The sequence below is a fragment of the Xanthomonas indica genome (assembly GCF_040529045.1).
GTDB lineage: Bacteria > Pseudomonadota > Gammaproteobacteria > Xanthomonadales > Xanthomonadaceae > Xanthomonas_A > Xanthomonas_A indica.
Map to the genome: position 1 here is coordinate 603,538 of NZ_CP131914.1, position 21,036 is coordinate 624,573.

At 70.6% G+C, this 21,036-nt stretch carries 18 protein-coding genes; 9 read left to right on the forward strand and 9 right to left on the reverse strand.

Annotation, left to right across the window (positions count from 1 at the left end):
- The first annotated feature begins 38 nt into the window (after positions 1 to 38).
- The 4 genes from Q7W82_RS02570 (at position 39) to Q7W82_RS02585 (ending at position 4,182) form a co-directional block, all read left to right on the forward strand.
- On the forward strand, positions 39 to 1,109 hold the full coding sequence (locus tag Q7W82_RS02570) for an ATP-binding protein (RefSeq protein ID WP_242161588.1): 1,071 nt from the start codon (positions 39 to 41) through the stop codon (positions 1,107 to 1,109).
- Positions 1,106 to 1,726, forward strand: a complete 621-nt coding sequence (locus Q7W82_RS02575; RefSeq protein WP_242161587.1) for a response regulator — start codon at positions 1,106 to 1,108, stop codon at positions 1,724 to 1,726. The genes Q7W82_RS02570 and Q7W82_RS02575 overlap by 4 nt, the downstream gene beginning before the upstream one ends.
- A gap of 285 nt (positions 1,727 to 2,011) precedes the next feature.
- Entirely contained in the window at positions 2,012 to 3,457 is a 1,446-nt protein-coding gene (locus tag Q7W82_RS02580) for an amino acid permease (protein ID WP_242161585.1), read from the forward strand.
- Positions 3,454 to 4,182 carry a DUF6882 domain-containing protein gene (locus Q7W82_RS02585; RefSeq protein ID WP_242161583.1) on the forward strand — a complete coding sequence of 243 codons (729 nt, stop codon included), beginning with the start codon at positions 3,454 to 3,456 and terminating at the stop codon, positions 4,180 to 4,182. Before Q7W82_RS02580 ends, Q7W82_RS02585 begins: the two co-directional genes overlap by 4 nt.
- Before the next feature lie 45 nt (positions 4,183 to 4,227).
- Here Q7W82_RS02585 and Q7W82_RS02590 read toward each other — a convergent pair whose 3' ends face one another.
- The 5 genes from Q7W82_RS02590 to Q7W82_RS02610 form a co-directional block, all read right to left on the reverse strand.
- The gene (locus tag Q7W82_RS02590) at positions 4,228 to 4,629 is read right to left on the reverse strand and encodes a DUF2628 domain-containing protein (RefSeq protein WP_242161581.1); all 402 of its coding nucleotides are present in this window, start codon (positions 4,627 to 4,629) and stop codon (positions 4,228 to 4,230) included.
- An 867-nt stretch (positions 4,630 to 5,496) separates the two neighbouring features.
- On the reverse strand, positions 5,497 to 6,654 hold the full coding sequence (locus tag Q7W82_RS02595) for a glycerate kinase (RefSeq protein WP_242158326.1): 1,158 nt from the start codon (positions 6,652 to 6,654) through the stop codon (positions 5,497 to 5,499).
- A gap of 122 nt (positions 6,655 to 6,776) precedes the next feature.
- Positions 6,777 to 7,079 carry an antibiotic biosynthesis monooxygenase family protein gene (locus Q7W82_RS02600; RefSeq protein WP_242158312.1) on the reverse strand — a complete coding sequence of 101 codons (303 nt, stop codon included), beginning with the start codon at positions 7,077 to 7,079 and terminating at the stop codon, positions 6,777 to 6,779.
- 59 nt (positions 7,080 to 7,138) lie between these two features.
- Positions 7,139 to 7,822: a YafY family protein gene (locus tag Q7W82_RS02605; RefSeq protein WP_242158303.1), complete on the reverse strand. Its 684-nt coding sequence runs from the start codon at positions 7,820 to 7,822 to the stop codon at positions 7,139 to 7,141.
- Between the two features lie 10 nt (positions 7,823 to 7,832).
- Positions 7,833 to 9,014 carry a class I SAM-dependent rRNA methyltransferase gene (locus tag Q7W82_RS02610; protein ID WP_242158294.1) on the reverse strand — a complete coding sequence of 394 codons (1,182 nt, stop codon included), beginning with the start codon at positions 9,012 to 9,014 and terminating at the stop codon, positions 7,833 to 7,835.
- Positions 9,015 to 9,272: 258 nt separating this feature from the next.
- Between Q7W82_RS02610 and Q7W82_RS02615 the strand changes: the two genes are divergently transcribed.
- The 3 genes from Q7W82_RS02615 (at position 9,273) to Q7W82_RS02625 (ending at position 12,133) form a co-directional block, all read left to right on the forward strand.
- Positions 9,273 to 10,226, forward strand: coding sequence for a TerC family protein (locus Q7W82_RS02615; RefSeq protein ID WP_242158291.1), 954 nt, complete (start codon positions 9,273 to 9,275; stop codon positions 10,224 to 10,226).
- Between the two features lie 102 nt (positions 10,227 to 10,328).
- Positions 10,329 to 11,111 (forward strand): rhomboid family intramembrane serine protease, encoded by a 783-nt coding sequence (locus Q7W82_RS02620; RefSeq protein ID WP_242158275.1) that lies wholly within the window; start codon positions 10,329 to 10,331, stop codon positions 11,109 to 11,111.
- Positions 11,112 to 11,308: 197 nt separating this feature from the next.
- Positions 11,309 to 12,133, forward strand: coding sequence for a phosphatase PAP2 family protein (locus Q7W82_RS02625; RefSeq protein ID WP_242158273.1), 825 nt, complete (start codon positions 11,309 to 11,311; stop codon positions 12,131 to 12,133).
- A 45-nt stretch (positions 12,134 to 12,178) separates the two neighbouring features.
- Here Q7W82_RS02625 and Q7W82_RS02630 read toward each other — a convergent pair whose 3' ends face one another.
- The 3 genes from Q7W82_RS02630 to Q7W82_RS02640 are packed head-to-tail and all read right to left on the reverse strand — an operon-like array spanning position 12,179 to position 15,963.
- A complete protein-coding gene (locus tag Q7W82_RS02630) occupies positions 12,179 to 14,341 on the reverse strand; it encodes a methyl-accepting chemotaxis protein (RefSeq protein ID WP_242158270.1) in 2,163 nt (720 codons plus the stop codon).
- A 19-nt stretch (positions 14,342 to 14,360) separates the two neighbouring features.
- The gene (locus Q7W82_RS02635) at positions 14,361 to 14,783 is read right to left on the reverse strand and encodes a phosphate ABC transporter substrate-binding protein (RefSeq protein WP_242082486.1); all 423 of its coding nucleotides are present in this window, start codon (positions 14,781 to 14,783) and stop codon (positions 14,361 to 14,363) included.
- A 10-nt stretch (positions 14,784 to 14,793) separates the two neighbouring features.
- Positions 14,794 to 15,963, reverse strand: a complete 1,170-nt coding sequence (locus Q7W82_RS02640) for a hypothetical protein (protein ID WP_242082488.1) — start codon at positions 15,961 to 15,963, stop codon at positions 14,794 to 14,796.
- A gap of 283 nt (positions 15,964 to 16,246) precedes the next feature.
- On the opposite strand from Q7W82_RS02640, the gene Q7W82_RS02645 reads away from it, so the two are divergent.
- Together Q7W82_RS02645 and Q7W82_RS02650 are read left to right on the forward strand one after the other, a co-directional pair.
- Positions 16,247 to 17,260 (forward strand): TIGR00266 family protein, encoded by a 1,014-nt coding sequence (locus tag Q7W82_RS02645; RefSeq protein ID WP_242158268.1) that lies wholly within the window; start codon positions 16,247 to 16,249, stop codon positions 17,258 to 17,260.
- A gap of 195 nt (positions 17,261 to 17,455) precedes the next feature.
- A complete protein-coding gene (locus tag Q7W82_RS02650; protein WP_242158266.1) occupies positions 17,456 to 18,484 on the forward strand; it encodes a patatin-like phospholipase family protein in 1,029 nt (342 codons plus the stop codon).
- A gap of 248 nt (positions 18,485 to 18,732) precedes the next feature.
- On the opposite strand, the gene Q7W82_RS02655 is transcribed toward Q7W82_RS02650, so the two are convergent.
- Positions 18,733 to 20,934 (reverse strand): TonB-dependent siderophore receptor, encoded by a 2,202-nt coding sequence (locus Q7W82_RS02655; protein WP_242158256.1) that lies wholly within the window; start codon positions 20,932 to 20,934, stop codon positions 18,733 to 18,735.
- Between the last annotated feature and the right edge of the window lie 102 nt (positions 20,935 to 21,036).

Below are 21,036 nucleotides of genomic sequence, written 5' to 3' on the forward strand. Positions count from 1 at the left end.
ATGTCCGTTCCCCTTTCCTCCCGCACGCCGCCCCGCCGATGATCGCCTGGTTCAAGCCGCTGCCGCCGCACCGCCGCCTGCTCGGCCTGGCCGCGCTGGGCCTGGCGCTGGGCGCGATCTTCGTCGCCGACACGGTCACCGACTACGCGGTGGCGGCGGCGCTGTTCTACACCGTGGCGATCCTCGGCGCGGTGCGGCTGCTGGCGCCGGCCGGGTTGGGCGTGCTGGCCGGGCTGTGCGTGGTGCTGATCGTGCTCAGCTTCCATCTCACCCATACCGGTGCCTACCGGGTCGGCGTGATCAACTCGGCGATCAGCATCGTGGTGGTGGCGGTGACCGCCTCCATCGCGGTGCGCATGGAACGCGCCAAGGCCGCCGCGCACGCGGCACAGGCGCAGTTGCTGCGGCTGGCGCGGGTACGCAGCCTGGGCAGCCTGACCGCCTCGATCGCGCACGAGGTCAACCAGCCGCTGGCGGCCATCGTCACCAGCGGCAACGCCTGCCAGCGCTGGCTCGACCAGCAGCCGCCGAACCTGGACAAGGCGCGCGCGGCGTTGGCGCGCATCCTCGCCGACGCCGAGCGCGCCGGCGAGGTGATCGCGCGGGTACGCAGCCTGACCCGCGGCGAGGCGCCACAGCAGCGCGCCTTCGACCTCAATGCCGCGGTGAACGAAGTGCTGGCGCTGTCGCAGGGCGAACTGGAACGCAGCGCGGTCAACGTGCACACCGAACTATCGGCGCTGCTGCCGCCGGTGTCGGCCGACCCGGTGCAGATCCAGCAGGTAATCGGCAACCTGCTGCTCAACGCGATCGAGGCGATGGCGGCCACGCCGGCGGCGCAACGCACGCTGCGCATCGCCACCGTGCGCGAGGACGCGCGCTCGGTGCGGCTGAGCGTGGCCGACAGCGGCGAAGGCCTGTCCGCGCAGGCGCAGGCGCACCTGTTCGATGCGTTCTGGACCACCAAGCAGGGCGGCATCGGCATCGGCCTGAGCATCAGCCGCAGCATCGTCGAGGCCGGCGGCGGGCGCATCTGGGCCGAACCCGGGCGGCCGCGCGGCGCGGTGTTCTGCGTCTGCCTGCCCATCGCTAGCGGAGCCACGCCATGAATGCCGACGCGACCGCACGCCCGGTGGTGTACCTGATCGACGACGACGCCTCGATCCGCGCCGCGCTGGAAGACCTGTTCGCCTCGGTGGACCTGCAAGTGCACGCCTTCGCCTCCACCCGCGACTTCCTGGCGCATCCGCGCACCGACGCGCCGAGCTGCCTGGTGCTGGACATCCGCATGCCCGGGCAGAGCGGCATGGACTTCCACCGCAACATGCACGAGGCCGGGCTGGCGTTGCCGACCATCTTCATCACCGGCCACGGCGACATCCCGATGAGCGTGGAGGCGATGAAGAACGGCGCCATCGAGTTCCTGACCAAGCCGTTCCGCGACCAGGACCTGCTCGACGCGATCGGCCAGGGCATCGCCCGCGACCGCGCACGCCGCGCCGCCGATGCGGCCCAGGCCGAACTGCAGGCGCGCTGGGCGCGGCTCAGCGCCGGCGAACGCGAGGTGGTGGAGCTGGTGGTGCAGGGCCTGCTGAACAAGCAGGTGGCGGCACGACTGCAGCTCAGCGAGATCACGGTGAAGGTGCGCCGCGGCAATGCGATGCGCAAGCTGGAGGTCGGCTCGCTGGCGGAGCTGGTGCGGCTGGCGGAACGGCTGGGGCGGTAGTCGGTTGCGGGAGCCGACAGTTGCCGGGCGCGGCGGAACACGTCCTGACACACCGGTATTCGGTAGGAGCGGCTTCAGCCGCGACGGGCGTCATCGGGAACGCCCGTCGCGGCTGAAGCCGCTCCTACGAGACAGAGAGACAGAGCGGTCTCCGCGCGATAGGGCCGGATGTGCGCTTCGCATCGAGCCGCACAAGCGCCGTGCCATACCGCGCCACAGGCGTAGCTTTGCTGCACCGCATTCGGCGACACTGCCGGGCTTGTCACTTCCGCACCCGAGGCCCGCATGTCGTTCCTGTTCCGGCGCAAGTCGCTCGACCTGGTCACCGTCCACGAGGCCGGCCGCCGGCTGGTGCCCTCGCTGAGCTGGCCGCATCTGGTGGCGCTGGGCATCGGCGCGATCGTCGGCACCGGCATCTACACCTTGATCGGGGTCGGCGCGCAGTTGGCCGGGCCGGCGGTGCTGGTGTCGTTCGCGGTGGCCGGGGCGATCTGCGCCTGCGCCGCGCTGGCCTACGCGGAGATGGCGACGATGATGCCGGCCGCCGGCAGCGCCTATACCTACAGCTACGTCGCGCTCGGCGAGGCGATCGCCTGGGTGGTGGGCTGGAGCCTGATCCTGGAGTACTCGCTGGTGGTCAGCACGGTGGCGGTGGGCTGGTCCGGCTACTTCGTCGGCTTCCTGCACTGGGCCAGCGCGCAAAGCGGCATGGATCTGAATCTGCCGGCGGCGCTGACCGCCGGACCGCATGCCGGCGGCATCGTCAACCTGCCGGCGGTGCTGATCACCTTCGCCGTGGCTGGCCTGCTGATGGCCGGCACCAAGGAGAGCGCCACCCTCAACGCGGTGCTGGTGGTGCTGAAGCTGATCGCCCTGGGCATCTTCGTGGCGGTGGCGCTGCCGGCGTTCCAGAGCGCCAACCTGCATCCGTTCATGCCCTACGGCTTCCCCAAGACGGTCGGCGCCGACGGCGTGGCGCACGGGGTGATGGCCGCGGCGGCGATCATCTTCTTCGCCTTCTACGGCTTCGATGCGATTTCCACCGCCGCCGAGGAAACCAAGAACCCCAAGCGCGACCTGGCGATCGGCATCGTCGGCTCGATGATCGGCTGCACCCTGATCTACATCCTGGTGGCGCTGGCCGCGGTCGGCGCCATGCGCTACGACGTGTTCGGCGCCAGCGCCGAGCCGCTGGCGCTGATCCTGCGCGAACTCGGCCACGGCAAGGCGGCGGCGGCGATCGGCGTGGTCGCGGTGATCGCGCTGCCGACCGTGCTGCTGGCGTTCCTGTACGGGCAGAGCCGGATCTTCTTCGTGATGTCGCGCGACGGCCTGCTGCCGCGCGGGCTGTCCAAGGTCAACGCACGCACCGGCACGCCGGTGGCCACCACCCTGTTCACCGCGGTGCTGGTAGCGGCGCTGGCCGGCGTGGCGCGGCTGGACGAGATCGCCGCGCTGGCCAATGCCGGCACCCTGGCCGCGTTCATCGCGGTGGCCGCGTGCATGCTGGTCCTGCGCCGCCGCGAACCCGGCCGCGCCCGCACCTTCCGCACGCCGCTGGCCTGGCTGGTCGGGCCGCTGGCGATCGGCGGCTGCCTGTACCTGTTCTGGAGCCTGCCGCATACCACGCAACTCTGGTTCGGGCTGTGGAACGTGCTGGGCGTGGTCGCCTACCTGCTGTACGGCCGCCGCAACAGCCTGCTGCAGCGTGCGCCGCAAACGCCGCGATGAGTCCGCACTTCCGGGCAGCGCTGGCACGGCACGTCGGCAGCGCCTACGCCCGCCAGCTGGCCCTGGCCGACGTGCTGGCCGAGCGTGGCTGGCAGGTGGACCTGGGCGAAGGCCGGGTGCGTTTCGGCGAGGATCTGTCGTTTCCGATGCAGCTGCTGGGCACTGCCGCCGAGGCCAGCGCCAGCTGGTTGTGGGCCTGGGCCAACACCGCCAGCCAGCTTCCGCCGGCCCTGCTGGCCGACGCGGCCGCGTTGCGCGCGCACGGCGAGCGCGAGGGCATCGCCGAACTGGCCGCGCCGTCCTCGGCGCTGGGCGAGGACGGCGGCCACCACATCGCCCTGCTCGCCGGCGCGCTGCGCGGGCACTGCTACTACCGCGCGCCGTACGACGGCGGCGCGCTGTTCTTCCTGCTCGACGACGTCCCGGCCGCGGTCTTCGCACCGTGCGACGACGCCCGCGTGCTGCGCCTGCTCGGGGAACTGCCGATGCAGTTCGCGCTCGACCACCGCGCCATGAGCGAAGGCTTCCTGGCGGACCAGGGCTATGCGCTGCAGTGCGCCGCCGCGCAGACCGTGGCGACGCGGGGCAACGCCCGCATCGTCCTGGAGTTCGATGCACAGGAGCGGCTGGTCCGCACGCAAGGCCAACTGGCCTCGGCACCGGCCGCCGCGGCGGTCACGCCGAAGCAGGCACTGGCCTGGCAGTTCTGGAAACGCAAGCGTTGAAGACGGCGGCGGCGCGTGGCACCTGCGCGCCGCCGTACCGCGCCATTACCACCAACGCACGCCTTCGAACGGGTTCCAGCTGACGCTGCCCTTGCGCAGGTGCAGGTAGTAGGCGTAGTTGGCGGCCATGCCGACCAGCAGCGAGTAGGCGATGCCCAGGCAGCGGCCGACCACCTCGGGCAGGAATGCCGCGACGATGCCCACCGCCAGCGAGATGCCGATCAGCCCCAGCGCCTTGCGCCACATGCCGAGGATGAAGAAGTAGATGAAGCCGAAGAACAGGGCGAAGAAGTTCATGTTGATCTTCAACCGGTCCATGAACGGCAGCGCCTTGAATGCCGCCTTGTACTCGGGCGTGGAGGGCGCACCGTGACGGTCGAAGAAGTCGAAGCGGAACTGCCACTTGGGGCTGAGCGGGGCGTGTTGCGGGAGATTCGGGGTTTCCATGGCGTGAGCATCCGTGTTGTAAACGTTTTCAGTTTACCTGAACAGGGCAGAGCGCGCCAAATGGGCGCGGGCTGATGCACCAACCTGGTGCGGTGCGGTGCGCTAGCGCTGGGATTGGGGATTGGGGATTGGGAGTGGCGGGGCTGGGGTTGGGGCTGACGCTGCGCCTGGCCCCGCGACGGGTCTCTCCCCGCCGCATTGCGACAGTCAGCGGTTACCGCGTCGGGACTGAAGTCCCTCCCACATGGCTTGCCTGCACGTGACGCATCCGCTGGCGAATATCCACCTGTGGGAGCGGCTTCAGCCGCGACGCGCGGGGCAGCGGACTCGCGGAGTCTGCGGCAACCACCGGTCATCGCGTCGGGACTGAAGTCCCTCCCACAAGGCTTGCTTGCACGTGGCGCATCCGCTGGCGAATACCCACCTGTGGAAGCGGCTTCAGCCGTGACGCGCGGGGCAGCGGACTCGCGGGATCCTGCGGCCACACACGTCATCGCGTCGGGACTGAAGTCCCTCCCACAAGGCTTGCCTGCGCGTGGCGTATCCGCTGGCGGGTGCCGACCTGTGGGAGCGGCTTCAGCCGCGACGCGCGGGGCAGCGGACTCGCGGAGTCTGCGGCAACCACCGGTCATCGCGTCGGGACTGAAGTCCCTCCCACAAGGCTTGCTTGCACGTGGCGCATCCGCTGGCGAATACCCACCTGTGGGAGCGGCTTCAGCCGCGACGCGCGGGGCAATGGACTCGCGGGTTCGGCGATAACCACCCGTCAGCGCATCGCGACTGAAGTCCCTCGCACAGGGGCTGACGTATCGCGACCAACGCCGCGGCTTGCAGTGCGCAGCCCAGCCGAACCGGCGGCGCGGGCGGCTATTGCGCCCGGGAGTCGCCCAGGCGCTGGCCCAGCGCGATCGCCGCGGCCACGTTGCGGGCTGCCTGGCGCAGGGCGTCCGCGGCGTCGGCCAGCGCGGCTTCGCGCGTGGACACCCGCTGCACCGCGCCGAACAGCGCGTCGATTCCCTGCGCATGCAGAGCCGACGCTCCATCGCCCAGGCCACCGGCGATGGCCAGCACCGGCACGCCATGGCGCCGGGCGATGCGGGCGAGGCCGACCGGCACCTTGCCCTGCGCGCTTTGCCCGTCCAGGCGGCCCTCGCCGGTGACCAGCAGATCGGCGCCGGCCAGGTGCGCTTCCAGCCCCAACGCCTGCGCGACGATCTCCACACCCGGCCGCAGGCGCGCGCCGAGGAAGGCGACCAGGGCCGCGCCAATGCCGCCACCCGCGCCGGCGCCGGGCAGCTGCGCCACCGCCACGCCCAGGGTGCGTTCGATCGCCTCGGCATAGTGCTGCAACCCGGCGTCGAGCTGGGCGACCATCGCCGGCGTGGCGCCCTTCTGCGGCCCGAACACCGCCGAGGCGCCGGTCGGCCCGGTCAGCGGGTTGTCGACGTCGCAGGCGACCTCGATCGTGCAGTCGCGCAGCCGCGGGTCCAGTCCGTCCAGTGCGATGCGCGCCAGTGTGCCCAGCGCGGCACCGCCGGCAGCTAGGTCGCGGCCGTGCGCGTCCAGCAGGCGCACGCCCAGCGCCTGCGCCATGCCGGCGCCGCCATCGTTGCTGGCGCTGCCGCCGATGCCGATCAGCAGCCGGCGCGCGCCGGCGTCCAGGGCGGCCAGGATCAGTTCGCCGACGCCGCGGGTGCCGGTCAGGCGTGGATCGCGCCGCGGCGGCGGCACCAGCATCAGCCCGCTGGCCGCGGCCATCTCGATCAGGGCGGTGCCGCCGTCCTCGCTCAGGCCGAATTCCGCTGCCACAGGCGCGCCCAGCGGCCCGGTCACAGTGCAGGCGACCCGGCGCCCACCGCCGCCGGCGACCAGCGCGTCCACCGTACCCTCGCCGCCGTCGGCGAACGGCAGCAACACATACTCCGCCTCCGGGAACACGCTGCGGAAGCCCGCCGCGATCTGCGCGGCCGCCTGCGCCGCGGACAGGCTTTCCTTGAACGCGTCCGGGGCGATGACGATCTTCATGCGGGGAATGCGGCGGGCGACCGCGCCTCCGCGCGGGGCGAGGCGGGCCGCTTCATGCGCGCGTTCGAAAGCAACATGGGGCGATCATAGTCGCGGCCGGCGTGACGACGTACTCCGCGGTCTCAGGCTGGCGCCAGGTGCCGCATCACCTGCAGGTCGGCGATGGCTGCGGCATAGGGAGCAAAGCGGGCATCGCCGCTGGCGAAGGCATCGGCCGCCGCCTGTGCGCTGGCCAGGTCGCGCCAGTGCGCGATGTCGACGAACTGGTCGTCGCCGTCCAACGGCGCATACGCGCGGTAATCGAGCAGGCCGGGAAAATCGGCAAGCGCAGCGCGCAGTTGCTGGCGCAGCGCCGGCATGCGCTCGCGGGCGTCGGGCTTGACGGTGAACACGGCGAGTTCGAGGACGCAATTGGAGTGGGACATGCAGGCATTCCGCAGTGAAGGAGCCGGCAGTCTGCGGATACCCTGCTGACACCGGGGTGTCAGTGACCGCGCTGCGCCCAGGCCGCGCGCTGGTGCTGGAGATACGCGTCCAGCGCCACGTGTGCCGGTACCGGCAACGGCGGCGCGCAAGGCTGTACCGCCTCGATCCGATCCAGGCGGAAATCGCGATACGCGGCGCGCAGCCCGCACCAGCTGCCCAGCGTCCAGTGCTGCCCCCAGTGGAACAGCCCCAGCGGCAGCACCGCGCGCTCGCTGGTCTCGCCCTGCAGGCTGCGATAACGCAGCCGCACGCTCCGGCGCTGCGCGGTAGCGGCGTGCAGCGCCTGCCAGCACGGCAACGCCACCGGCACGGCGCGCAGTGCGCGTGCCACCCGCGGCACCGCCGCCGGCATCGGCAAGGCCGCCTGCAGCTTGTGCAGCAGGCTCCGCGCGGCCGGCTGCAGCTGGCCGCCCCCGCTGCAGGCGAGCATCTCCACCGCCAGTTGCAAGGCCTCGACTTCCTCGCCCGACAGCGACAGCGGCGGCAGGGCGAACGCCGGGTCCAGCCGATAGCCGATGCCGGCCTCGCCGTAGACCGGAATGCCGCCGAGCGAGAGATCGTCGAGGTAGCGGTAGATGCTGCGGACCGACAGGCCCAACTCGGCGGCAAGCACGGCGGCCGTCACCGGCTGGCGCACCCGGATCAGGTTGACCAGTTGGAACAGCCGCTCGGCCTTGCGCATGCGCGGCGCGCTAGTCCACCACGCGGCAGAACACCGCCTTGAGGTAGCGCGATTCCTGCACGTGGGCCATGAACGGGTGGTCGGCGCCGGCACCGGCCACCTTCAGGATCTGGATGGTGCGGCCGGAGAAGTAGGCGGCGCGGCGCAGCATGTCCAGGAACTCGTGCTCGGCGACCAGGCCGGTGCAGGAGAAGGTGGCGAACAGGCCGCCCGGGGCGACCACGCCCAGCGCCAGCTTGTTCATGTCCAGGTACTTCTTCAGCGCCGGGATCACCTGGTCGCGGTCGCGGGTCATCTTGGCCGGGTCCAGGATCACCACGTCGTACTGGTCGCCGCGGGCAGCGGCATCGCGCAGGTACGGGAAGATGTCGGCCTGCACGAACCTGGGCCGCACGTCGTTGAGGCGGGCGTTGCCCTTGGCGATCTCGATCACGTCCTCGTCGATGTCCACGCCGACCACCTCGGTGGCGCCGCGCACCTTGGCGTAGACCGCAAAGCCGCCGGTGTTGCAGCACAGGTCGAGCACGCGCTTGCCTTCCACCTGCTGGCTCAGCCATTGGCGGTTCTCGCGCTGGTCGGCGAAGAAGCCGGTCTTGTGCGCGCCGGCCGGGTCGGCGCGGAAGCGCACGCCGTATTCGCTGATGATCGCCGGCTCCGGGCGCTCGCCGCTGCTGGACACCGGCCGGTAGTCGAAGCTCTCCTGCTTCTGCACGTGCTCTTCGGCGAAGCTGTAGAAGCGCGCGCCGGGGAACTGCGCGCGCAGCGCGGCGTAGATCCACTCGCGGTGGCGGAACATGCCGGCGCTGAAGAACTCCACCACCAGCAAGTCGCCGTAGCGGTCCACCACCAGCCCGGACAGGCCGTCGCCCTCGGCATGCACCACGCGCCAGGCGTCGCTGACCGCATCGAGTTTGAGCACGTCACGGCGCAGCGACACCGCCTCGGCGATCTTGCGCGCGAACCAGTGCTCGTCGACGGCGATGTCGGGATGGGTCTCGAGGATGCGCACGGCGATGCGCGAGTGGCCGTTGTAGAAGCCGCGGCCGACCCACGCGCCGTCCACCCCGACCACGTCCACCAGCGCACCCGGCTTGGGCTTGGCGGCGGGTTTTTCGACCAGTTTCTGGAAGATCCAAGGATGGCTGGAGCGCCAGGCGTTCTTGAGGCGGACAACGGGCAGGGGACTATTCATGAACGCCATTGTAGCCGCCCCGATTGACGGCACCGCCGGCAGCCGCAAGAATGCGCGCAGAAGGGGAGTAGCTCCCGACGTTGTCGCCGTCAATTCGAGCCCGCGGGCTCCGGTGCAACGGCAGCCGGTCCATCGGCTGCGAGCGAGACCTTCGCCGCAGTGGCGAAGGCACCCTCTGGACGACATCCGTCGTCTCCGTCCGGAACGCCTCCGCCGCCGCGGCCCCGAGGTTCCCTGTTCACTGACGGAAAATTCCCAATGGAAACGATAGGCAACGTGTGGTTGTGGGGCGGTTTCGCGATCGTGGTGGTCGTGGCGCTGCTGGCGGACCTGGTGCTGATGCGCCACGGCGGTCCGCACAAGGTCACCTTCAAGGAAGCCCTGTGGTGGAGCATCGGCTGGATCGCGCTGGCGCTGGCGTTCAATGCCGGCCTGTGGTGGTACCTGCGCGAGACCATCGACGTGGCCACCGGCAACCGCCTGGGCCTGGAGTTTTTGACCGGCTACCTGGTCGAGAAGTCGCTGGCGGTCGACAACATCTTCGTGTTCCTGATGATCATGAGCTACTTCGCGGTGCCGGAGGAGCAGCGCCAGCGCGTGCTGGTGATCGGCGTGCTCGGCGCGATCGTGCTGCGCGCGGTGATGATCTTCGCCGGCTCGGTGCTGCTGACCAAGTTCCACTGGCTGCTGTACGTGTTCGGCGCGTTCCTGCTGCTGACCGGCATCAAGATGTGGTTCTCGGCGGGCAAGGAGCCTGACCTGGAAGCCAACCCGGTGCTGCGCTTCATGCGCAAGCATCTGCGCCTGACCCCGCAGTACCACGGCAACGCGCTGAGCGTGACCCAGGAGGGCAAGCGCTGGTTCACCCCGCTGTTCGCGGTGCTGATGCTGATCGCGATCACCGACGTGATCTTCGCGGTGGACAGCATCCCGGCGATCTTCGCGATCACCACCGATCCGTTCCTCGTGCTGACCTCCAACGTGTTCGCGGTGCTGGGCCTGCGCGCGATGTTCTTCCTGCTGGCGGGCATGGCCGACCGCTTCCACCTGCTGCCCTACGGCCTGGCGATCGTGCTGGTGTTCATCGGCACCAAGATGCTGATCATCGACCTGTACAAGATCCCGGTGCTGGTGTCGCTGCTGGCGGTGGCGGCGGTGATCGGCGCGACCATCGTGCTGAGCCTGCTGCGCCCGGCCAAGCCGGCGCACTGACCGGGCGCCTGCGCCGCGGCCGCGGATTGTCCCGCGGCCGCGGCCAGTCCCTCCCATCGGCGGCGCCTTGCCTTGGTGGCGGGGCGCCGCCATCCAGGGAGCATGGACACCTCTTCGCTCCCCTCGCCCGCGCCCGAGCCCGATGCGCAGGGCCGCTTCGACCGCGCGCGGATCCTGCGTGCCTTCAATGTCAGCCTGGCCTTCGTGGCGCTGCTGGTGGCGGTGTTCGCCAGCCAGGGCCTGTTCGACTGGCGGCCCTGGGCGGTCGCGCCGCACACGGCCGCCGGCCTGCTGGGCGTGCTCACCGCGCCGCTGCTGCACGGCTCGCCGGAGCACCTGGGGGCCAACGCCGGCGCCCTGCTGATCCTGGGCACCCTGGCCGGCAGCGTGTATCCGCGTGCCACCCTGGCCGGGCTGCCGTTGCTGTGGCTGGGCTCGGGCCTGGGCGCTTGGTGGCTGGGCGATCCCGGCAGCCATCACCTGGGCGCCAGCGGCGTCGCCCACGGCCTGCTGTTCCTGGTGTTCGTGCTGGGCTTGCTGCGCCGCGACCGCGCCGCGATCGCCGCCAGCATGATCGCCTTCCTGTTCTACGGCGGCATGCTGGTGACGGTGTTGCCGCACCAGGACGGGGTGTCCTGGCAATCGCACCTGGGCGGCGCCGTGGGCGGCGTGGTCGCCGCGCTGCTGCTGCGCCATCGCGATCCGCTGCCGCCGCGCAAGCGCTACAGCTGGGAGGACGAGGAGGACACCGACGATCTGCTCGTCGCCGACGACGAACTGGAGCCACCGCCGCCGAGTCAGGTGCCGGTGCTGTGGCAGCCGCCGCAGGCGCCGCGCGGGGTGGTGCTGCGCTTCCCGCCGCGCGAGGAGCGTGACGGGGGCTGAGGTAGGCGAGGCCATGCCGGACATCCGCCTGTCGGCACCCGTAGGAGCGGCTTTAGCCGCGACGCCTTCCCGGGAACGCCCGTCGCGGCTGAAGCCGCTCCTACAGCAGCCGGGCTGCCCGCGGCAGGTCGCCACGGGCGACCTGTCCCTGCGCCGCGCCGTACACTGACCGATCCGCCGTCGCTGTCCGAGTTCGCATGTCCGTGTCGCCCATCTGCCGTTTCCGCACCACCGCCGCCGTGCTGGCGCTTGCCCTGGCCGCCTGCAGCGGCCCCGCGGTGCGGGCGCCGGCGCCGGCCAAGGCCGTGGGCTATCTGTCGGCCGCAGCGGTGCCGGACAGTCTGCAGTTGCTGCCGGCGCCCCCGGCGGCCGGCTCGCCGGGCGAGGCCTTGGACCTGGCGGTCAACCGCGAGGCGCTGGCCCTGCGCGGCAGCGCGCGCTGGCAGCAGGCCGCGCGCGACGCCGATCTGAGCTTCCCCAACGGCGCCGGCCAGTTCGCCTGTGCGCTGGGGGTGGCGATCGACGCGCAACACACCCCGCACCTGTACACCTTGCTGGAGCGCAGCCGCATCGACGCCAGCGCCGCCACCAAGGCGGCCAAGCGCCAGTACCAGCGCGCGCGGCCGTTCCTGCGCAACCAGCAGGCGGTGTGCACCCCGGGCGATCTCGACGACCTGCGCCAGAGCGGCTCGTATCCGTCGGGGCATAGCGCCATCGGCTGGGCGTGGGCGCTGACCCTGAGCGAGATCGCGCCCGAGCGCGCCGATGCGCTGATCGCGCGCGGCCGCAACTACGCCGAGAGCCGGCTGGTGTGCAACGTGCACTGGCAGAGCGACGTGCTCGCCGGCCGCTTCCTGGGCGCGGCCACGGTGGCGCGACTGCACGACGACCCGGCCTTCCGCGCCGACCTGGCCGCGGCCCGCGGCGAGATCGCGGCCGCGCGCGCGGCCGGGCGCACGCCCGCCGGCGACTGCGCCGCCGAAGCCGACGTCCTGCAGGTCCGTCCGGCCAGCGCGCTGTAAGGCGACCGCGGCCCCCGGCCGCGCAGCGGCCACGGGTCCGGCGCCTCACGCGTCGAGCGCGTCCTCCACGGCCGCCGGCGACGCCGCGACCGGGCTGCCTTCCACGACCCGCGACACCGGTGCCGGCGTCGGTGCCGGCGCGCCCAGGCGGAACAGCGCGACCAGCTGGCTCAGCTGCCCGGCTTCCTCTTCCATGGCGCGCGCCGAGGCCGTGGCCTCTTCGACCAGGGCCGCATTCTGCTGGGTGGCCTGATCCATCTGCGCCACCGTGGTGTTGACCTGCTCGATGCCCGCCGACTGCTCGCGCGAGGCCGCCGAGATCTCGCCCATGATGTCGGTGACGCGCTGCACCGAGGCCACGATTTCCTGCATGGTGGTGCCGGCCTGGTCGACCAGCGCCGAACCATCGGCCACGCGCTCGACCGACTCCTCGATCAGGCCCTTGATCTCCTTGGCCGCATTGGCCGAGCGCTGCGCCAGCGTACGCACCTCGCTGGCGACCACCGCGAAGCCGCGGCCCTGTTCGCCGGCGCGCGCGGCTTCCACCGCGGCGTTCAAGGCCAGGATGTTGGTCTGGAAGGCGATGCCGTCGATCACGCCGATGATGTCGCCGATGCGCCGGGACGAAGAGGCGATGCCCTCCATCGTGCTCACCACCTGGCCGACCACGTTGCCGCCCTGCACGGCCACCGCGGCGGCGCCGGCCGCCAGGCGGTTGGCCTGCTGCGCGTACTCGGCGTTCTGCTTGACGGTGGAGGTCAGCTCTTCCATCGAGGCGGCGGTTTCTTCCAGGCTCGCCGCCTGCTGCTCGGTGCGGCGCGACAGGTCGTCGTTGCCGGCGGCGATCTCGGCGGCGGCCGAATCGATGGACGCGGACGAGTTCTGGATGCGGCCGACGATCTCGGTCAACCGCGCGACGGTGGCGTTGGCGTCGTCGCGCATGCGCGCGAACACGCCCTCGAACTCGCCGTGCATGCGCCCGGTCAGGTCGCCGCTGGCCACTGCCTGCAGCAGCGAGGACAGCGCGCTGAGGTTGCGATCGGCCGTGCTCATCAGCTGGTTGAGGTCGACCAGGATCTGCCGGAAGTCGAAGTCGAAGGCGGCCTCGTCGCTGCGCGCGGTGAAGTCGCCGGCTGCGGCCGCCGCGGCCATGCGCTGGATCTCGCCGTTGATCCGCAACAGGTTGCGGCGCACGTCGTTGAGCGATTCGGTGATGACCGCACGTTCGCCCGGCAGCGCGTCCATTTCCTGCGACAGGTCGCCGCGCGCGTAGCGCTTGATCAGCTCGACCACGCGCAGGGTCACCGCGATGTGCCCCTCGACCAGGGCGTTGCTCGCCTGGACCATGCTGCCGAACTCGCCAGGGAACTCGGCGGCGGCGATGCGGTGGCTGGTGACGCCGGCCTCGTGCTGCGCCCCCATCTCGGTCTGCGCCTGGATCACGCGGCGCAGCTGGCGCTGCATGCTGTCCATGGCCTGCAGCAATTGCCCGACCTCGTCGCCGCTGTCGATGGCGATGGGATTGTCCAGCTTGCCCTGCGACACCGCATGCGCGGTGCGGATGGCGCGCCGCAACGGTCGGGTGATGGCGCGCGCCACGATCCAGCCGAAGACGATGCAGGCGACCGCACCGAGCACGCCCACGATCAGGCCGCCGACATTGGCGGCGATCGAGCTGTCCACGGCGTTCTGCACCGTGGCGCGGAAACGCGCGTCGGCGCTGTGGTGCATCGCGTTGAGGTGGGTGCGGTAACGCTCCAGCGAGGGCGCCATCGCCTCCATCTCTGCCGCGTCGGGTTCGCGCTGCTGCGCGAACGCCGCGGCCACGGCCGAGGCGTGCGCGTAGTACGCGTCGAACTCCTTGCCCAGGCGCGCCAGCTCCTGGGCGTTGCCCGGGTCGGTCTTCTGCAGCTTCAGGTAGGACGCGTGGATCTGCGCGGCGATCGGACGGGTCGCGTTGAGCATGTCCATGTCGCCGGCCGCCGCCGCGCCGTTCAGTCCATTGATGATCTTGTCCAGCGCCGCGACGTTGCGCGTCATGGTGTCCAGCACCGGGAAGTGCACGTCGCGGATCGCCTCCAGATGCCCGTTGTTGCGCTGGAACACCACGGTACTGAAGCCGATGTAGCCCAGCAGGCACAGGATCGACACCGCCGCCGGCAGCAGGATCTTCCAGAACAACGGCAGGGAAAGCAGACGTCTCATCATGGAGGCTCTCCGGTGGCGATCAGGGCTTGAAGACGACCTTGACGCTCGCGTCCTGCGCGCCGGCATCGATGTAACCGATCGCGCCGGGCGAGGCGGCAACCGCCTTCTTGACCGCATCGTCGCCGGCCACGTGCTTGGGACGCTGCGCCTTGCCGGTGAACATCAACTGCGACCAGTACGACTTGAGCTGGGCGGCATCGCGGCCGGTGACCTTCTTGTAGAACTCCTCGCGCGCCTTGGCGCCCTCGTCCTGGTCGATCGGCGTGGCCTGCGCGCCGCCCGGCAAGCTGTTGGACTTGGCCAGGAAGATCTGCGCCACCTGGTCCTTGCTCAGGCTGTCCACCGGGCTCTTGGACGACATCACCACCACCACCTCGGCCTGCGCGGCGGTGGAGAACAGCAGGGCCAGGGCCGCAGCGCCGGCAATCTTGTAAGCATTCATGGCGTCGTCCTCAGAACACGAAATCGAAGGAGGCCGACAGCAGGTTGTAGCTGCCGCCAGGACGGAAACCGGGCTGCAGATTGTCGAGACCGCCGTACGACCCGGCGTTGTTGACGATATGGCTGGCCTGGAACTTGAAGGCGGCGTTCTCGTACACATCCCAGCGCAGCGAGGCCGTGTAGCTGTGGCGTCCGTCCTCGGCGAGCGCGACGGCGCGGGTCATCAGCCCCAGCGGATCGGCGCCCGGGGCGATCACCGGCCCCTTCTTGTCGACGTTGGCGTAGGTCAGCGACGGGGTCAGCGCACCGAAGCGCGCGCCGGCGCTCACGTAGCCGGCGGTGGTCTTGCCGTTGAGCGAGGGCGCGTAATCGGAGCGGATGACTTCGGCGCGCGCGAACCACGAGCCCGGATCGTAGCTGTAGCCGACGCTGGCGAAGCTGCCGGCGACGCCGACCGTGCTCAGGCGCTCGGCCAGGGCCGGGTTGATCCGGCGGTACACGGCGAACAGGCGGTCCAGATCGTCGGTGCGGTAGTCGGCGTTGCCCTTGATGTAGGCCACGCGGTAGGTGGAGGCGCCCTGGTCCAGGACCAGCGACAGACCGCGCATCGCGTGCACGTCGGCCTTCTTGGAGTCGATGCGGCCGTAGAAGCCCTGCACGCTCAGCACGCTCTGGCCGACGTTATGCGTGTACACGCCTTCCACGCCGTCCATCGCCAGCAGGTAGTTGTAGACCTCGTAGGGCGGACGCACCCACGGCGTGGCGTAGCCGACGCGCTGGTACTCGGACAGCATGTACAGCGGCGCGGTGATGCGGCCGACACGCACAGCGAAATCCGGAGCGAACTGGTACTTGACGTGGGCCAGGGTGACCTTCGGCGCATACGAGGCGCGCTCGGCGTACTCGCTGGTGACCTGCAGCACGCCGCTGAACTTGTCGCTGAAAGTGGCGTTGACCTGGCCGGCGATGCGCGAATCCGGGCGCGGCGAGGTGCGCTGGCTGGCGCCGGCGCCTTCGGTGGTCTGCAGGTCGGGCGCGAAGTCGGCGTGGTCCTCGGTGGAGTGCACCAGGCCCAGCGTGCCGAAGCCGCTGAAGGACAGCTCGGGGCCATCCTGGGCCTGGACGTTGCCGGCGACGGCAGCTGCGAGCGCACCGCTCAACAGTAATACATTGAATTTCATTGAATTCCCCCAATTGCGATGGCGTGTGGACGATGGACGGCTGCCCGACCGCATCCCATCCCCGTGGAAGCGGCTCGTGACGGTAGTGAGCCGGTAACGGCGATCGCCTTGCTTTCTTGAGCGCGATCATGGTTTTTGCGACGAACGGTTCCCGGTACCCGCTCTCCGGCGCCCCGCCATGCCGGCTGGCGCCGGGGCGGCAGCCACCCTGCCGTTGGACAGGTGCCGATGGTCGCGGCGGCCCGTTAGACTCGCCGCCACTACTCGCCAAGGACCTGCACTCATGACCCAGTGGTATTTCCTGACCGGCAGCGAACAGACCCGCTCCGGCCCGTTCGACGATGCCGATGCGGTCGCCTTCGCCCGCAACAATCCCACGGCCCTGGCGTGGACCCAGGGCCAGAGCGGCTGGCTGCCGGTGGCGCAGATTCCCGCGCTGCAGGGCGGCGCGTCCTTCCTGCCCCCGGGCCTGCCGCCGCTGCCCACCGCCGCCAGCCGCGCCGACGAGATCGACTACCGCATCGTCGGCCACGAGATGCAGTTCGTGGAGATCGAGCTGGACCCGGGCGAGAGCGCGGTGGCCGAGGCCGGCGCGCTGATGTTCAAGGACGCGGCGGTGCGGATGGACACCGTGTTCGGCGACGGCTCCGGCGGCAACCAGAGCGGCCTGATGGGCAAGCTGCTGTCGGCCGGCAAGCGCCTGGTCACCGGCGAGAGCCTGTTCACCACGGTGTTCACCCATCAGGGCCATGGCAAGGCCAAGGTCGCCTTCGCCGCGCCCTACCCCGGCACGGTGCTGGCGATGAAGCTGGACCAGCACGGCGGACGCCTGATCTGCCAGAAGGACAGCTTCCTGGCCGGCGCGCGCGGGGTGTCGCTGGGCATCCACTTCCAGCGCAAGATCATGACCGGCCTGTTCGGCGGCGAAGGCTTCATCATGCAGAAGCTCGAGGGCGACGGCTGGGTGTTCGTGCACGCCGGCGGCTGCGTGGTCGAGCGCGAACTGGCCGCCGGCGAGCGGCTGGACGTGGACACCGGCTGCGTGGTCGCCTTCCATTCCTCGGTGGACATGGACGTGCGCCCGGTGAGCGGCATCAAGAGCATGTTCTTCGGCGGCGAAGGCATGTTCCTGGCCACCCTCACCGGCCCCGGCAAGGTCTGGCTGCAGTCGCTGCCGTTCTCGCGCCTGGCCGGACGCATGTTCGCGGCCGCGCCGCAGGGCGGCGGGCAGAACCGCGGCGAAGGCTCGGTGCTGGGCGGCTTCGGCCGGATCCTGGACGGCGACAACAACTTCTGAAGCAGCCCACTTAGCCCCTCTCCCCCCGGGAGAGGGGTAGGGGTGCGGGTCCGGGCGCGCAGCGCCTCGCAGACCCAAGCCTCCGCGCTTCCACTGAAGCGCCCGGACCACCCCAGCATGACCTCCGGTCGTGGGCGGTGCAGGAGGATGCGGCTATGCTCGGGCCGGCTCCTTCCTCCTTTCCGCGACGCTTCCATGACCGTGTTCCGCTCCTCGCGCCTGCTGCTGTCCCTGTCCCTGTTCGGCCTGCTTGCCGCCTGCGGCGGCGAGCCCAAGCCGGCGCCGCCGGCGCCGGTGGTGAACGGACCGGCCCCGACGCCGGCGGCCAAGCCGCTGCGCATCGGCATCGCCCTGGGCGGCGGCGCGGCCAAGGGCTTCGCCCACATCGGCGTGATCAAGATGCTGCAGGCCAACGGCCTGGAGCCGACGGTGGTGTCCGGCACCAGTGCCGGCAGCGTGGTCGGCGCGCTGTACGCCAGCGGCATGGACGCGTTCCAGATGCAGCAGGCGGCGGTGGCGCTGGACGAGAGCAGCATCCGCGACATGCGCCTGTTCTCCGGCGGCCTGGTGCAGGGCCAGGCGCTGCAGGACTACGTCAACGCCCAGCTCAAGGGCAAGCCGATCGAGAAGCTGGCCAGGCCGTTCGCCGCCGTCGCCACCCGGCTGGAGGACGGCGAGCGCACCGTGTTCGTGCGCGGCAACGCCGGCCAGGCGGTGCGCGCGTCCAGCAGCATCCCCGGCGTGTTCGAGCCGGTCGCCATCGGCAAGTTCCATTACGTGGACGGCGGCGTGGTCAGCCCGGTGCCGGTGGACGCCGCGCGGCAGCTCGGCGCCGATTTCGTCATCGCCGTGGACATCTCCAGCAAGGCCAGCGGCAAGAACCCGGGCAGCATGCTCGGCACCGTCAACCAGTCGATCGCGATCATGGGCCAGCGCCTGGGCCAGCAGGAACTGGGCCGCGCCGACATCGTGATCCGGCCCAAGGTCAACGACATCGGCGCCGCCGACTTCGCCCAGCGCAACGCCGCGATCCTGGAAGGCGAGAAGGCCGCGCTGGCGGCGATGCCGCAGATCAAGGCCAAGCTGGCACAGCTGCAGCAGCAGCGTGCGGCGGCCGCAGCCGCGGCGGCAAAGGCCGCGCAACCGGCGCCGCCGCCGTGCGAACCGCCGTCGCGGCTGGGCCGCCTGCTGCGCCGCGACGATCCCTGCAAGCCGAAGGACTAACGCGTCGCTCCCCTCTCCCCCACGGGAGAGGGGCCGGGGGTGAGGGTCCGACCGCCAGGGCAATCTCCCTGCACAAGCAGTCCCGTCCGCACCACACCGCCAGCTCAATACCGCCAGCCCGGGCTGCAACCGAGAGCGCAGCGCCTCCGCCTGCCGCTCCCATCTCCCGCCGGGAGAGGGGCTGGGGGTGAGGGTCCGACCGCTAGCGCCAGTTCCTACCCGGCGCAGCCCCGGTACCCCACCGCACGTCAGTACCGCCAGCGCAGCGTGAAACTCACGAAGCGCGGTTCGCCGTAGTTCTGGTAGTCCAGGTTGGCCCAGTACTTCTTGTTCAGCGCATTGGTCACCGCCAGGGTCGCGGTCCACTGCGTGCTGAGCTGGTAGTTGGCGTTGAAATGCACCAGGGCGTACGGGTCCTGCACCACGGTGACCGGGCGCGTGGCGGCGCTGCCGTCGCCGACCGGACGCTGGATGTTGTAGCCGCGCACCGCGCTCTGCCAGCTCACGCCGCCGCCCAGGCTCAGGCGCTGCCAGGCGCCGGGCAGGCGCACCTGGGTGGACAGCTGCAGGTAGTCCTCCGGCAGGTTGGCGTAGATCGCGTCGGTGGGCGCGCGGGTGACCTTGGCGTGGGTGTAGCCGGCGTTGAGCGTCCAGCCCGGGCGCAGTTCGCCGTTGTATTCCAGTTCCCAGCCGCGGCTCTTGGTGCCGTCGACGCCGATGTAGGCCGAGCTGCCGTCGGGCAGCGAGGCCTCGGGCTGGGTCATGTCGCGCACCGCGTAGTTATCCTGCTTGGCCTCGAAGACCGCGGCACTGAGCAGCGCGCGGCCGTCGGCCAGCTGCGCCTTGATGCCCGCTTCCAGGTTGGAGCCCTGCACCGGCGCCAGCAGGTTGTTGTCCTTGTCCTTGTAGTTCTGCGGATTGAAGATCTCGGTGTAGCTGGCGTAGGTGGAGATGGCCGGGGTGATGTCGTAGACCAGGCCGACGTAGGGGGTGACCTCGTCGCTGACCCGGTAGCGGCCGCTGGTGCCGGTGTAGCTGCCGTCGGCGGCGAAGGCCTGGGTGCGGGTCTGCCAGGAACTCAGGCGCGCGCCGGCGATCAACGACAGCGGCTCGGCCAGGCGCAGCCGGGTGGAGGCGTACACGCCGCGCTGGGTGGTGCGTGCCTCGCGCCGCGCACCGGTGCGGGTGGTGCTGATCTGGCCCACCTCGCCGCGCCAGTCGTAGACGTTTGGGATGTAGTAGCAACGCTCGCGGCCGCAGGTGGTCCAGTCGCCCGGATAGCGCAGCGCCAGGGTCGGCGTGGTCGACTGCAGGTCCTGCCAGCTGCCGCCGATCACCACGTCGTGGTCGCGGCCGAACAGCGGGAACGTACCGGACAGGTACACGTCCAGGCCGTCGCGGGTGTCGGTGGTCTGGCCGGCGGCCGCGCGCAGGTAGATGCCGCTGCCGTCGCGCTTGGGATAGCCGCTGCCGTACACGCGCAGGTTTTCGACCTCGCCTTCGGTGCGCGCCAGGTTGACCTTCAGCAGCCAGTTTTCGCCGAAGCGCTGCTCCAGGTTGGCGAAGGTGGTGTGGGTGTTGCGCTGCCAGCGCGTCCACTTCGGCGCCAGGTTGGTGGACGTGGGCAGATCGGCGTACGCACCGTCGGCGAAGAAGTACGGCACCGTGCCCCAGGTCGCACCGATCGGGTCGTTGTCCTGGCGCTGGTAGCCGACGGTGACCGTGGTGGTGTCGGTCAGGTCGCCCTCCAGCACCGCCATGCCGGACATCTTCTGGTCGCTGTAGTGGTCGTAGTAGTAGCCGCGGTCCTGCCAGGCGGCGACGAAGCGGCTGCGGAAGCGGCCATCGGCGGTCAGCGGCGCGGTGACGTCGGCCTGGGTGCGGCGGAAGTCCCACGTGCCGAGCGAGGCCGCGAACGACGCATCGAAGGTCTTGCCGGGACGCTTGCGCAGCAGGTTGACCGTGGCCGAGGGAATGCCGGCGCCGCTGAGCAGGCCGTTGGCGCCGCGGATCACCTCGACGCGGTCGTAGAAGACCATGTCGTATTCCTGGTTGGTGGAACCGCTGTAGGTGGGCAGGCCGTCGACCTGGAAGTCGGTGATCTGGAAGCCGCGCGCGAAGTACAGCGGGCGCTGGGTGTCGTAGAAGGAGACGTTGACGCCGGTGACGTTGCGCATGACGTCGTTGATGCTGAACAGCGATTCCTCTTCCAGCCGCTGCTGGCCCAGCACGCTCACCGATTGCGGCGTCTCCTGCAGCGTCAGGGGCAGGCGGGTGGTGGTGGACGGCTGCGCGCGCGACGGGCTGCCGCTGACTTCCACCTTGTCCAGCGTGGTCGGCTGCACGTCGGCCTCGGCTGTGGCCTCGGCGGCGAACAGCGGTGCCGAGGCGGCGGAGAGCGCGGACAGCACGGCAAGGGACAGCAGGCGGCGTGGAGCGGAGGGAAGCATGGATCGATCTCGCGGGGTGGGGCGCGGCGGCGACCCGGTCGCGCCGCGGTGGAGGAAAGGACAGGCGCAGCCGCGCTCCACGTCGGGGAAACCGACGTGGCT

What these genes read in the sequence shown, in the direction of transcription:
- Q7W82_RS02650 (WP_242158266.1), top strand. Translation starts at nt 17,456, where the DNA reads ATGACCGTGTTCCGCTCCTCGCGCCTGCTGCTGTCCCTGTCCCTGTTC.
- Q7W82_RS02595 (WP_242158326.1), bottom strand. Translation starts at nt 6,654, where the DNA reads ATGAAGATCGTCATCGCCCCGGACGCGTTCAAGGAAAGCCTGTCCGCG.
- Q7W82_RS02580 (WP_242161585.1), top strand. Translation starts at nt 2,012, where the DNA reads ATGTCGTTCCTGTTCCGGCGCAAGTCGCTCGACCTGGTCACCGTCCAC.
- Q7W82_RS02605 (WP_242158303.1), bottom strand. Translation starts at nt 7,822, where the DNA reads ATGCGCAAGGCCGAGCGGCTGTTCCAACTGGTCAACCTGATCCGGGTG.
- Q7W82_RS02590 (WP_242161581.1), bottom strand. Translation starts at nt 4,629, where the DNA reads ATGGAAACCCCGAATCTCCCGCAACACGCCCCGCTCAGCCCCAAGTGG.
- Q7W82_RS02635 (WP_242082486.1), bottom strand. Translation starts at nt 14,783, where the DNA reads ATGAATGCTTACAAGATTGCCGGCGCTGCGGCCCTGGCCCTGCTGTTC.
- Q7W82_RS02645 (WP_242158268.1), top strand. Translation starts at nt 16,247, where the DNA reads ATGACCCAGTGGTATTTCCTGACCGGCAGCGAACAGACCCGCTCCGGC.
- Q7W82_RS02620 (WP_242158275.1), top strand. Translation starts at nt 10,329, where the DNA reads ATGGACACCTCTTCGCTCCCCTCGCCCGCGCCCGAGCCCGATGCGCAG.
- Q7W82_RS02610 (WP_242158294.1), bottom strand. Translation starts at nt 9,014, where the DNA reads ATGAATAGTCCCCTGCCCGTTGTCCGCCTCAAGAACGCCTGGCGCTCC.
- Q7W82_RS02640 (WP_242082488.1), bottom strand. Translation starts at nt 15,963, where the DNA reads ATGAAATTCAATGTATTACTGTTGAGCGGTGCGCTCGCAGCTGCCGTC.
- Q7W82_RS02625 (WP_242158273.1), top strand. Translation starts at nt 11,309, where the DNA reads ATGTCCGTGTCGCCCATCTGCCGTTTCCGCACCACCGCCGCCGTGCTG.
- Q7W82_RS02655 (WP_242158256.1), bottom strand. Translation starts at nt 20,934, where the DNA reads ATGCTTCCCTCCGCTCCACGCCGCCTGCTGTCCCTTGCCGTGCTGTCC.
- Q7W82_RS02575 (WP_242161587.1), top strand. Translation starts at nt 1,106, where the DNA reads ATGAATGCCGACGCGACCGCACGCCCGGTGGTGTACCTGATCGACGAC.
- Q7W82_RS02585 (WP_242161583.1), top strand. Translation starts at nt 3,454, where the DNA reads ATGAGTCCGCACTTCCGGGCAGCGCTGGCACGGCACGTCGGCAGCGCC.
- Q7W82_RS02615 (WP_242158291.1), top strand. Translation starts at nt 9,273, where the DNA reads ATGGAAACGATAGGCAACGTGTGGTTGTGGGGCGGTTTCGCGATCGTG.
- Q7W82_RS02630 (WP_242158270.1), bottom strand. Translation starts at nt 14,341, where the DNA reads ATGATGAGACGTCTGCTTTCCCTGCCGTTGTTCTGGAAGATCCTGCTG.
- Q7W82_RS02570 (WP_242161588.1), top strand. Translation starts at nt 39, where the DNA reads ATGATCGCCTGGTTCAAGCCGCTGCCGCCGCACCGCCGCCTGCTCGGC.
- Q7W82_RS02600 (WP_242158312.1), bottom strand. Translation starts at nt 7,079, where the DNA reads ATGTCCCACTCCAATTGCGTCCTCGAACTCGCCGTGTTCACCGTCAAG.